The sequence below is a fragment of the Bacillus cereus group sp. BfR-BA-01331 genome (genome assembly GCF_022663915.1).
GTDB classification, from domain to species: Bacteria; Bacillota; Bacilli; order Bacillales; family Bacillaceae_G; genus Bacillus_A; species Bacillus_A mycoides.
Genome location: NZ_JAKUGJ010000050.1, coordinates 1 through 13,171 on the forward strand (window position 1 = coordinate 1; position 13,171 = coordinate 13,171).

The following is a 13,171-nucleotide window of genomic DNA, read 5'->3' on the forward strand; positions in this document are numbered from 1 at the left end:
TTTTGTATTGTTCGCATAGATAGTTTGTTTTCCCTATAATAACTCTCCCCTGGCATAATGGACATTTACCTACCGTACGATCCTCTGCAGTCGGAAATTCAAAACAAATACTAAGGTCTGACTTTAATCGAATGGCAGCTGTGAATTCTCCTTTTCCCCATTAAAACCATTAATGAAGTCTGTTACATTACTATTCACTAGCTTCTTAATCTGACTATCCGATAATTTCTTACCTTTAATTTTAGCTGGCAACATAAAATTACATCCGTTTTTATGGTCTGAGCACCCGAAAAATGTTTTACGGTTTAGAATTTGTCCCTTTTGGCACTTTGGGCACTGACCTAGTGATAATTCTTCAACTGTAGGTAAACTAAAACGAATTTCACCGTTTATGAATGATAGATAAGCAGAAAACTCTTTCCCTTTTGATTTAAACCCTTTGATAACATCTGTTTTATTATCTTCAAACAGTTTTTTGACTTGTGCTGCAGGGATCGCTTTTTCTTTTATTTTTTTTGGTAAGCCAATATTACAGTTCGGGTGATTGCTGCAGCCGAAAAATTTCCCCCTATCTAAAATAATTCCATTTCTACAAGGACATTGGCAAACCTCTATTTGTTGCTTCCAGGTCTCTATTAGATTGTACGAAATGGTATCAGGAATTTTTATAATCTCTTGCGTTATTTTTTGTACAAACGCATTTGTATGTACAATGAAGTCTTCATAACTCATTTCATTCTTTTCAATACGATATATCATCGCTTCCATTTCAGCTGTGTATAGTGGATCTTTGACTTGTTGGACAGGGAATTGTTCAATAAAAGCACGACCAATTGGAGTTGTAGTAATTTTCCCTTTTTCAATGGCTATATAGTTCTTCTCATATAAAGCTGGGATGAAAGTCGCTTCGGTTGCAACGGTTCCAATTCGCTTTCCTTTCATCAGTTCTTTTAAATGTTCGTCATCAATTTTGCGTCCAGCTGTTTCCATGAAAGTCAGAATTGAGCTTTCTGTGTGTAGCGCGGGTTTCTTTGTTTTGGATTCAAGTAACTCAAAATCGCAGATTTGAAGTTCATGTCCTTTCTGCAGAATAGGAATTTTAAATGCTTCCACACTTTCTTCTTCTTTTTCCTCTTGAAATACTTCTAGAAATCCTTTTTCCCTAAGTACACTTTCTTTTGTTTGATAGATATTACCCATCGAGTCAATAAGCGATACGTCTCTTACTAGATACACTGCAGAACGCATGAAATTACCCACAAAGCGTTTTACTACAAGATCATAGAGCTGTTTTTCAATATCAGGACGCTCTCCTCCCTTATATTGTTTTGTCGTCGGAATAATAGCGAAATGGCTTGATACAAGCTCATCATCAAATGTTTTATGTTTTGTATTAATTTCCTCAATATCTACTAATTGTACCAATGACGAATAGTGACTCGTTGCTAATGAGTGCATAACACCTTTCACACGCTCTACTTGTTCTGTAGGTAAATGCCTAGAAGAAGAGCGTGGATAGGTAATAAATCCTTCCTCATACAAGTTCTGAATGTGTTTTTTTGCATTTTCTGCATTAATCTGCAGATGGGCGTGAGCATCTTTATATAAATCCGTTAAGTTATATAATAATTTAGGATTCTTGTTTCGAGTTCCTTCTTTAAATTCTTCTACCACAAGATATTGACCTTTCAAGTTTTCTCCCAAACTTCTTAATGGCGATGGATTTAATATCTGGTCTTCTGTTTTCATAACCGGAGTGATTCCTAGATCTGTTACTAGTTGCAGATGATAATAAGACTGCTCTCTATAGTTTTCAATCGCTACCTCACGTTGTCGTATCTCATGTAATAAACACATCTGTACACGTCCAGAGGATAGCAGGAATTTATTCTGCGCTAATTTCGTTGTACATCCCCTCGTTATGTTCATACCTAATAGATAGTCCAAGTACTGTCTTGCTTTAGCAGAATACGCCAGTCCATCGTATTTTGATGCGCTTTCTAATCGATTAAGCGCTGCCTCTAGTTCTGCTGCTTCATAAGAGGATTTATATACACGAGATTGCTTTTTATTCACTCCTGCATATTCGTACACTTCCCTATAGATTAACTCTCCTTCGCGGTCCGCGTCACATATGTTTACCGCATGGTCAACATCATGGCGTTGCAGCAGTTTAACAAGGATTTGTAATTGTTCAGCATTCTCTTGCTTCACTTTATAAGCTGGCTGATAAATTAAAGGTAAATGCTCGAACTTAAACACTTTATACTTTTGATCCATCTCTTCCGGATTTTTGAGTTCCAGCAGATGCCCACGGCACCAACTAACTATATAATGCTCATTTTCATAATAACCATAATAATGTTTGCTCCCAATGTACTTTTGTGAGTGACGGAATCGTGGTGATTTCATAATTTCATTGGCCACTTTCGGTTTTTCCGCAATAAATAACGTTTTCCCCATAACTTTTTCCTCCTTAAACAAAAAAAGGACACACCTACGCTATGGTTCTGCGTAGGTGTATCCTTTTGCAATTTTCTTTTTTAATGTTGGATTGATTTTATTATAACACATTATCTATGTATATTTTTCACATTACACTTATATATAGTTTATAAAATAATAGAAAGACAGACTAGGATTGTTAGCAAATAATAAACTTATTAAAAGATAATATAGTAATTTAAAGGTTTTAACACCATCGTTCAATAATAAGATTATTCATTACTTTCTACAAAATTCAAATTGTATTAAATTCACTCAAATATACAACTTTCCAAATAAAACTTTATTTGAAATCTTCGTATGATGAATAAAATATACCTTTCTTCGCAAGCGAAAAGTTTATAGCTATTGATGGATTGAGTTTTTCAGTCCATTTGTATCCTTGACTAATATAAAGCGCTAATTCATTTTTATTTAAATATTTTCGTTTACCTTCTATAGCATAAAGAATACCTTCTAGATATCCAAATTTTCGATATTCCCATAAAATAGTAAGTTCATGAAAATTAAATGTATTAAATTGAATTGCGATAACACTTGTTTCTAAACTTCCCTCTTCATATTTTTGGAGAAGAAAAGGAAATCTACCCTCACCAAATTCTTGGCTAACTCTAATGTTACTTTCTCTCATTTTCTTCATCCAATTCAAATACTGTTTTTTAACATTCAATACTACCTTATGGAGCGTTAACACTTGGTAAAAGTTTATGGGCATGGGGGCACTATATCAAAAAAATAAAATTACGTTTGGACACATTCAAGCCGGTTCCCTTTACGTTAAGGAACCGGCTATTAAGTATAAATATTGACGAAGGACATTTCCACTTCCATTAATGAATTGATGCTGTCACTAATTCTTCCGCTTTGTATATCTTTTTATATAGGTATACTTTCTGGTTTCTTTAATTTTTACGTAGAATATATCTTTCAGGTGGGCCACTCACCTGCTCAGCTTGAAAATATAATAATTTATTTGGTATGCATGAAATTAAACAAGGTAAACCGCGCCATATAACTTCTTCTATTGCACTTTCTAATTTCATAAACTTTCCATCAATTTCACTAATAAGGGACATTACGTAACAAGAATCATTTGCTCCATAGTTTTTCAATTGGGTTGATATTCCTTCCGCGTATACTATATCTTTAGGGATAGCTTCAAAATACATAGAATTTAAGATATTATCATAATCATGCGCCAGACGACCTAATGCTTTCATTCTTTTTTTGGATGAAGCTAGTTCAAAAATAATTCTATCCTGGACTTTTTTTTGAAAAAAATTCCTAACTATTAGTTTTTCATATTCTTTATCCATGTATCTTCTATCCTCCTATATGGGGTGTTTTTTGCCCATCCCTCCAAAAAAACACCCTATATCCATTTTGTGTGACTGGATCATCCTCATCACCTGAATCTGGGTCAACTGATAAGAATACACCGTGATCTATGAAGAGAAAAAATTACACCCTAAATAAAATGAGCTGGATATTCCTTAAAATAGGAAATTCAGCTCATTTTATTTCAAATTTGCTTAGTGTATATCTTCGTTAGAATAGGATAGCTTCTATAAGAGAGTCATTTTAATTACACTTGCTAACGCTGATCATCTTTTATTTACACTTCAAAATTAACCATGGATACCATAATACCTCTTCTGCCTCAATTTTTTTTTCATCGATTAAATGAATGATTTCTTTCGCATCATCGTAGTTCTCTATAAGAGATAAAGCATTCAATTTTTTATCAAATCTATCAAAATCTTCATGTAATCTATTGAGAATAAATGAATAAAAAGAGTTGTTATCGTAACCGCATATATCAAAACCTAATATTTTATGGTTCTTGACACTAACAGGTAATGAACCTTCCAAAAAATCGTATATAGAAACCTCAAAATTATTTCCTTCCAATTCATTTAATAGAAAATCTGTCCTATACTCGTCTGAAAGATTTAAACTGATAATTTCTAAATTTTCTATACCCTTTAAATAGTTTTGTTGAAAAAATCTTGCATCTTCTAAAGATTTGAAGACATTTGGCCATGAAAACTTTTTTTCTTGTATTAATGTATTTAAAAAAGATTGTGCTTTTTCATGTTCGTCTCTACTAATCTTTAATCTTGATTTTATTATATTAGAACTAGAATCATTTTCATCTGTATTACACCAAGGAAAAAACCAATAATCTGGGAATGTAGGACGTACTTCATTACTTATTGTTAAAATAGTTTCTGGAAGCCCTTCAATAATACAATTTTTATTAATAAGGTCATTTTCATATGAAATTATTAAAAATCCAGCATTATAATACTTCATTTACATACCTCCTTTCACTAAGTCCTACTCTCTATTGACTAATTATAACTATCTATCTTATCTATACCCTTTTGGATATTCTTTTTTATATGGTTTTCTTACTACTTGTTTTGGATGTTTCTTCTTAGTTATAGGATCTCTATTATATTGATTTTCACTTTTAACATTTGGCCTAGAGACTTTACCATGTGGCTTCCCCTCTCCGCGGAATTGTTTCCTCACCACCCCTCCATTTCCATAAGTTACATAATCGGTTACTTTTCCATTTTTAGTTTTATACCTAGTATGAGGACTACCTTTTGCCTTTGGGTCTGGTCCAGATGCCCTACTACGTGCTTGCATTACACTTAGTTTTTTCCCTAGATACCAAGCTCCATAAGCTCCGCCTACAACTAATGTTGCTAACAATGCAGCCTGCCCAATTCCTGGTATGAAATATACTCCTAAAGCCATTGCCCAATGCCCATCCGGGTCTGTCATCATTACTGGATTATTATCCGCATACGCATATCCATTCTGCGTAATTGGATCATCACCATCGCCAGGATCTGGATCCACTGATAAGAATACACCATGGTCTGGGTTATAGTAACGAGCCATTAAGTAATACATGCCAATTTCTTTATCATACATGTATCCTGCATATCCAAATGGATTGTCCGCTGCAATACCTTTTGTGTCACTCTTTAAGACATTCCCCCATGCATCGTATTCATAATTTGCTACGACTTGTCCGTTTGAGTCTGTCATCGCTACTACGTCACCGCGTGGACTATAGTGATAGTATAATGTTTGTCCTTGTGATTTCATCGATAGACGGACACCGTCTATTGAATATACATATTGACGAAGGACATTTCCACTTTCATCTGTTTCATATAACGGATTGATGCTGTCCCCGTCGTAGAAATAACGTGTTACTTGTCCATCTACGTTCTTTTCGATACGACGGTTGTTGTTGTCATATTTATATGTTGCGAAAGCTTTACTTTCCCCTTTTTTCGTTAAAGCGACAAGTTGGTCTGCTTCATTCCATGTGTATGTGAATTTGTTATCAGATGTACGGTTTCCATTTGCATCATAAGAAAGAGATTCGTTTCCGAACTTAACAAGCTGATTTCCTTCATTAAATGTTGCGATAATAGATTTCGTTTCTTTTCCATTCTCCGTTACTTTTACACTTGTGCGGTTTCCAAATCCATCATACGTGTAGTCTTTTACCATTCCATTTGGTAAAGATTCTTTCAGTAACTGATTAATTGGGTCATATACGTAATTTGTTTCTGTTACTTTTCCACCTGTACCTTCATGTGTAATTTTTGTACGGTTACCTGTTTTATCATACTCATATCGTTCAGAGAGGATCAGTTGGTTCGGCGTTCCAATAACTAAATCTTTTAGTTTACCTATTTGATCGTAATTAAATGTTGAACCTGCTCTGTTTGGGGCAGCATATGTGCGCACATGACCTTGCTCATCGTAATCAAATCGGTAAGTCGATGCGCCGTCTATTACTTTCGTGTTTTGATCACCAGTGTTGTACTCATACGCAATCTTACTACTATATCCACCATGTGTAATCGTTTGTTCTTTTAACTTTTCTGTCTTACTGTTTGCTTTATCATGATACGCCCAGTCGACTTTTCCACCTCGGCTATCTGTCATACTCGTAATACGATCTGCATTGTCGTATGTTTTACTTTTTTCAACGCCATTCACATGGTCTTTTATTTTCGTTTCTTGACCATTTGCATCACGTTCAAATGTAAAGGAATCTTTTCCATTTCGTTTTTCACCGACAATACGATCTGCTGAATCATAGACATATTCCAGAAGTGATCCATTCGGCATTTTTGTTTTCGTTTTGTTTGCATTCTCATCGTATTCATGTTCAATACGTCGATTTAACGCGTCAATAAATACTGTATTTTTATTATCTACGTCATATTCATATTTGTGCGTTTGTGTTTTCCCGTCAAACATAACCGACTTTTCAGTTGTATTTCCATTATGATCGTAGCTATATCCAACTGAAGTTCCATTTTTCAGTGTAACCTTTGTTAGCTGGTTATCTTTATTGTACTGGAATGACTTTGTGTTTCCTTTTTCATCTGTTTCACTTGTCTTATTTCCAGAAGCGTCGTATGTGAATGTATTTTTATTTCCTTCTTCATCATACGTTGCTGTTACATTACTATCCTTATCGTACTCATTCTTAACGAGTACATTACCTTCTAGTAAACGAATATCATCAAACCATACTTTTCCTTTATTATTGTTTCTAAATAGAAGATATACTTGAATGTACTTAATCGGTTTTTCCGCTGGAATCAGTACTGCGCTACGATTCCAATCATTCGTTCCACTTGGGAATTTCGCTTGGTAATTCTCTCCACTACCGTCTTGATAATACACATCCGCCCAAACAGAGTAGTCTCTTGAAAGTTTATCAGTGGCGTCATTTTCTACATTTTCAGATTTAGACATTCCTGTTAACGTGATTGGTTCTGCCTTTTTCTGATTTAAATTTATATGATGACCATATCCTACATTTGAACCACCATATTGGCTACGTTCTAATACAAGCGAGGAATATCCTGCAAATCCTTCATGAGCTGTTTCCTTCGTACTACAACTCGTACCATCTCCTCTAATCCATCCTGGCATACAACCATTTTCCATCATATTCTCTAGGCTACTGTTCGTAATAGGATTAAAACTAGAAGATGTTTCTCCTTTTTCAAGCTGCAATTTATCAAACCAAGCTGTACCACTTGTAGAAGCTCCGCCGTTTTCTACTTGTACGTAAATTCTTACTTTTCTCGTTTGATCTGTTGTTTTAAAGGTAACTTGACGATTTATCCAATCCTTTTCACCTTGTACTTTATTGTAGCGATTATCATTCCAACCACCTTCAATAGCTGAGCCATCTTCTTTTAATAATTGAATATTAAAGAAAGCACCCGTCCCTTGTGATAAAGCTGTTTTGATCATACCGCTTAATGTGTACGTGGTATTCGGTTCTAACGTAACATCTTGGGTTGCGGCAATATAGCCCCAATCATTATTACTTGCTTTTGTAGTGATTTTTAATGAAGATGCTCCGCCCAGACCCCCAGGTGCTGGAACAGTATCTTTTGCGAAACTCCCTTGGTTATTTGTTCCCGTTTGTGTCCATTTTTCTACTGTATCCAGCTCAAAACTTGGATTTTGAATGAAGTTTTCCCCTGTACCAATGTTCTTACTTGTTTCTTTCGGATTTCCATATTGATCATGGAATATGACAGAGGAGGAATGAGTTGCTTGATCTGTTACAGAAACTTCTGTATTTGTTTCCTTATAGGCAACTGTTGTTTTACGATCTTCATTATCTGTCGCACTTACAACACCATTATTTTTATTGTATTCAAACTTATCCGTTCCCATTTCATCCGTAGCGGATGTTACATTTCCGTTATTATCGTACGTAAAGGACTCCGTTTGATTTTTTGGTGTCGTTGTCTTTACTAAATTATTTGCATTATATTCATACGTCGTCGTTAAATTTAAACGCCCCGAATCTACAACTGTTTTCACCGGATTTCCAGCATCGTTATACGTATAAACAGTCTTACGTCCTTGCGGATTCGTTAACGTAACTTCTTTCGCATCCGTATTATATGCTAATGTTGTTGCTTTTCCTAACGGATCAGTCACTTTTACTAATCTATTATTCTCGTATGCATACGATGTTTTATATGGCTTTGCATCTGTATGTTGCGGGTCATAAATAGATGTTAATAAACCATTATCATATCCGTATTTATATACTTTCCCTTCTGGCGTTGTAGAAGAAACGAGTAAATCCCCATCATAATTAAATGTAATCGTCTTATTATCTGGGCCGATTACTCTTGCTACTTTTTTATTATTTTCATCATATTGTACTAATAGCTCTTTGCTAGAAGCATTCTTTACTTTTGATAACCGGGATTGGCTGTCATACTCATATGTCGTCGTATTTCCATATTTATCTTTTGTGTACTCAATACGCCCTTGCGCATCTCCAGATTTATAGAAAGTAACCGTTTGGTCTTTATCTTTTATTTCATATCCGCCTGACACTTGCTTAATTTCTAAATAAATACCAGTAGGAGCTTGATATGTATTATCTCCCGTTCTAGTAAAGGTAATATTCGCTCCATCTGTAGAAATTAATAGTAAGTTTCCATTTGCTTCAGCCAAAATTCTTCCTTCTAATCCACTAGACCAACCTGTACCAAATAAGCCTACCTTTTTACTTTGGCTATTATACGTTCTTTCTACTGATACATCCGGCCCGCGCCCTGATAATGTAATATCTTTCTCACTCATGATAAAGTTACCATTTGTGGCGTTTACTTTACCATTTAGCACCGGAACTGATGCCCAGTAATCAAACATCCCTATAAATCCAAAATCTTGGGAGAATCTAGGTACAAACTCATGCGAAATTTCACTTTCAGCATGTCCAGCTTTACTATATGCAGTTACACGGAACCAGTAGTTTTTCGAACCTGCATAGATTCCACCAGAATTCTTGTACACAGGTGATGGATCAACTGCTAATTCTGCACCTTTTTTATCATGATGAAGTAAATATTGGCCTTTCGCAATTTCATCTCTCGTTAGCCAAATGTTTTCATTTTGCGTTGTCCAATTTGTTTTATTTCCTACATCGAATGCTTCATAATCTTTTCCGTTATAAACCCAAACTTTATAGCCTGCAGCCGCTGGAACTGCATCCCACTTTAATGTGACATATCCAGTTGTTTGATCTGTTGCATTGATATAGGCCGATCCGTCTGGCTTTTTCACTTGTTCTAACGGAATAAATGGAACTACTCCATCTGAAAGAGGACTATCACCAAATGGATACTCTGCTACAATACGAATCCAGTAGCTACTTCTTCCACTATAATCTCCGTATGGACCTCCTGCTTGATAAGCATTTTTATACATTTGTCCTGGGTTAGTAGGTGCTTCTGTCCCTTGTCCATCATCATGTAACCAGTAACGTCCTTGTGCAATCTCTTCTGACGTTGGGAATATTTTTTTATCTTTCGTTGTCCAGTTTGTCACATTCCCAACAGAAATATATTCATAGTCATATCCGTTAAAAATAGCGACTTTATACTCTGTTACTCCAGGAACTGGATCCCATTGTACGTTAAAATGACCTGAACCACTCCCGCTCCCATTTGAGTAAGCTTGTACTCTTGGTATATTCGGTTTCGTATATGAATATTTCACTTCTAAGTGCGGTGCATTTTCTCCGTTTTCAGCTGCAATAAACTTCTTCCAGTGATCCTGACCATTTCCGTTTGTATGTAGTTTAAAACCGTTGTTTGGTCTCGCACCCTCTACCCAGGCTTTCACTGTATTCATTACATTGAACTGTGCCCATTTTCCACGCCCTACATCAGCGTGTGCAATATTGTTAGAACCTGGCTTGTTATTCCAATTTAAGCTTCCTTCATTCCATCCACCTGTGACTTCATCTAACCAAACACCATTTGGCTGATTTCCATAATAATGCCATACTGCATAAGCATTGAAGGTTGCACTTTCAATCATTGCACCTTTTAAATTTGAAACATCCGGTTTAACAAATGCAAAGTTTGTCCCAGATGTTCCATCATAATAGCCTACTTTTAACGTATATGCATTTTGACCAGCATCCCAAAGCTTTCCTCCTGAATAATTAACAGTTGGGTATGCACTAGAAGCATAGGCATTGTTAAAATCCTTCAATTGAATCGAAGGATCTATATACACTGGATATTTACGATCCGGTGCTTGTAACCACTTTGGATCCGCAGTAACAGTTAACGTATATGTTTTTTCATCTGTCTTCTCAATATTGTAACGAACCGCATCTGACGTTACAGCCTCCCCTGATTTCTGGTTCACATTTGAATCATTCATATAAGGTTTCGGTAACGTTAAGACGTTTTCTTTTTTCTCATCTTGGAAGTCGATTGAACCATCTTCTTTTATATTTGGTTTTAAATCTGTCTGTAATGCAAAAGTAAAAATATAATGTCCTGTATATTCACGTAATACAAAATCTTCTTTTACATTTTCATTAAATGTCGTACTCTTTAAATCAATATTTGGGAAGATCCCTTTATACCATACTGTATTATTTTCATGTGTTGCAGTGACTGGTGACGGCTTCACTTCACCTTTTTCACCATTTGCACTCATTAATTTGTACTGAATAGTATGATTTTTCACTTTAAATTGAACGTATTTTCCGTCTTGCGCTGTTTTCTCGAACTCTGGTTCTAACTTTGTGTTTTCCGTCACAATTTTTCCATTTGGTGCTTCTACTAATTTCGGCAAAACCGCTTCTAGCTTTCCATCTTTCTCTGTATGAATCGGTTCTATATACATCTTTTTCGTATAAGTACCATCATTATTATCAAAAACCTTTGCTGTTTCGGTTCGTTCTTCTACAATCTCAGTCGGACTCGCCTGTGCTTTAGCCTTATCTTTCTTTAATTGATCTGGATGTGGATCTGGTAACTCTTTCTCTTCTTTCTTTTCCATTTCTGGACTTTTCTCTGAATTTGGAGATGGTGTAAACGATGGGGCCGTTTCCGCCAGCCCATTCAGTGGTATAGAGGTTACAATCAATGTAAATATCATTAATTGTATGAAGTATCTAAACCATCGCCTTTTCCCTTTTTTCTTTTTCACTTTTTCTCCCCCTTTTATTCTGAAAATTAAGAAAATATATCTATAATGTAATTTGTACATATAATAAAAGCAAGTGTTTTTGCACTCTTATGTAATTTTAAGTGAAAAAAATGTAATCTTCTATGATGTATAAGATTTATATAAAAATGGGATATCTATTAAAACCTTCTTTTAAAACTTTAAAATAATCTTCTCTATGGTAATGCACATCTCTCCCAAATGTAAAAATAAAAACCGCTTCCTTAACGTACAGGTAACCGGTTAAATCATGTCCAAATTGTGTCTAAACGTACAATTTTCTTTTTTTGATATAGTGGCCCCATGCCCATCAACTTAACATTTTGAAGTATCCCCAAAATGAAAAAAATTGTACTGTCAAAAGTAAATATAGAATTAGAATGTAAATTATCAAGAATTAATAGTTAGTAATGTAGACGCTTTCAATAAAAATTGGTAAAATAATAACCAAGTATTGAAATTAGAAACAGGACTGTATTAAAAAAGGAGATTCTATACTATGGATCAAATTATTTCAAACAATAAGAACGGATCTACAGAGATATATTATAAATTATTCTCTATGTTATCTTTGTTAACTCTTCATAAGGTCACATCTATTGAAAAGAAAAAGAAAAGTCTTAAGCTTTCCCTCGAAAACGAATTGGAAAATTTAATAAAAAATAATCCTTATAAATTATAATACGGTTCCCAAAAATTAAACTCTACAAGAGAATTTATTTATAGGATATTATTAAACCAATATAATTTCATATTAATTTGACCTCAAAAACGCTATTCTTTTTGTAGAAATATACAGAAAGGATGGCGTTTTTTATGAATCTTTCGATTCAAGGTGAACTACAATTATTCGCTGAAGAATTACATCAACATCTTACTCCTTCATTTTTAGAAAAGCTTGCTAGAGAACTAACTTTTGTACAACGAAAGCGTAAATTTTCAGGTCATGATTTAGCTACTATCTGTGTCTGGATAAGTCAACGAGTAGCGAGTGATTCTTTAGTGCAGCTATGTAGTCAACTTCATGCTGTTACAGGAACCCTTATGAGTCCAGAAGGACTACATAAACGTTTCAATAAGAAAGCGGTTTGCTTTTTAAAACATATTTTCTCCACATTATTAAAAAATAAAATTTGTGAAACATCAGTGATTCCAAGCTCTTCAATCACCTATTTTCAACGGATTCGTATTTTAGATGCAACGATTTTTCAAGTACCAAAACATTTAGCTAGCGTGTATCCTGGGTCAGGTGGTTGTGCACAAACAGCGGGTATAAAGATTCAACTAGAATATGATTTACATAGCGGACAGTTTTTAAATTTTCAAGTTGAACCGGGGAAAAATAATGATAAGACCTTTGGAACAGAATGTTTAGCGACATTACGGCCTGGCGATCTATGTATTCGAGATTTAGGCTATTATTCACTGGATGATTTAGATCAAATGGACCAACGAGGCGTGTATTATATATCGCGGCTTAAACTAAATAATATGGTATATATCAAAAATGAGTTTCCCGAATACTTTCGAAATGGGACAGTAAAAAAACAGTCTCAGTACATCAAAGTTGATTTAGAACACATTATGAATACCTTAAAACCAGGACAGG

6 protein-coding genes and 1 pseudogene are annotated in these 13,171 nt (G+C 34.8%); 2 read left to right on the plus strand and 5 right to left on the minus strand.

Going from position 1 to position 13,171, the window contains the following annotated elements:
- From MR155_RS29710 to MR155_RS29730, 5 genes and pseudogenes are all read right to left on the minus strand, one after another.
- Nucleotides 1–2,463, minus strand: a pseudogene (locus tag MR155_RS29710) (type IA DNA topoisomerase); the annotation flags it as partial.
- Nucleotides 2,464–2,788: 325 nt separating this feature from the next.
- Nucleotides 2,789–3,145: a hypothetical protein gene (locus MR155_RS29715; protein WP_242311931.1), complete on the minus strand. Its 357-nt coding sequence runs from the start codon at nucleotides 3,143–3,145 to the stop codon at nucleotides 2,789–2,791.
- Between the two features lie 262 nt (nucleotides 3,146–3,407).
- On the minus strand, nucleotides 3,408–3,821 hold the full coding sequence (locus MR155_RS29720; RefSeq protein WP_242311933.1) for a hypothetical protein: 414 nt from the start codon (nucleotides 3,819–3,821) through the stop codon (nucleotides 3,408–3,410).
- Nucleotides 3,822–4,116: 295 nt separating this feature from the next.
- Nucleotides 4,117–4,821, minus strand: a complete 705-nt coding sequence (locus tag MR155_RS29725; protein ID WP_242311935.1) for a hypothetical protein — start codon at nucleotides 4,819–4,821, stop codon at nucleotides 4,117–4,119.
- A gap of 57 nt (nucleotides 4,822–4,878) precedes the next feature.
- Complete coding sequence (locus MR155_RS29730) at nucleotides 4,879–11,493, minus strand: DNRLRE domain-containing protein (RefSeq protein ID WP_242311941.1); 6,615 nt, start codon at nucleotides 11,491–11,493, stop codon at nucleotides 4,879–4,881.
- Nucleotides 11,494–12,061: 568 nt separating this feature from the next.
- Here MR155_RS29730 and MR155_RS29735 point away from each other — a divergent pair.
- Nucleotides 12,062–12,244 (plus strand): hypothetical protein, encoded by a 183-nt coding sequence (locus MR155_RS29735; RefSeq protein ID WP_242311937.1) that lies wholly within the window; start codon nucleotides 12,062–12,064, stop codon nucleotides 12,242–12,244.
- A 134-nt stretch (nucleotides 12,245–12,378) separates the two neighbouring features.
- On the plus strand, nucleotides 12,379–13,171 hold a 793-nt coding region (locus tag MR155_RS29740; RefSeq protein ID WP_242311939.1), incomplete at its 3' end, for an IS4 family transposase.

Bases quoted from the DNA above. Each gene is read 5' to 3' on its own strand.
- MR155_RS29715 (WP_242311931.1), bottom strand. From the start codon at position 3,145: ATGAAGAAAATGAGAGAAAGTAACATTAGAGTTAGCCAAGAATTTGGT.
- MR155_RS29720 (WP_242311933.1), bottom strand. From the start codon at position 3,821: ATGGATAAAGAATATGAAAAACTAATAGTTAGGAATTTTTTTCAAAAA.
- MR155_RS29730 (WP_242311941.1), bottom strand. From the start codon at position 11,493: ATGATATTTACATTGATTGTAACCTCTATACCACTGAATGGGCTGGCG.
- MR155_RS29725 (WP_242311935.1), bottom strand. From the start codon at position 4,821: ATGAAGTATTATAATGCTGGATTTTTAATAATTTCATATGAAAATGAC.
- MR155_RS29735 (WP_242311937.1), top strand. From the start codon at position 12,062: ATGGATCAAATTATTTCAAACAATAAGAACGGATCTACAGAGATATAT.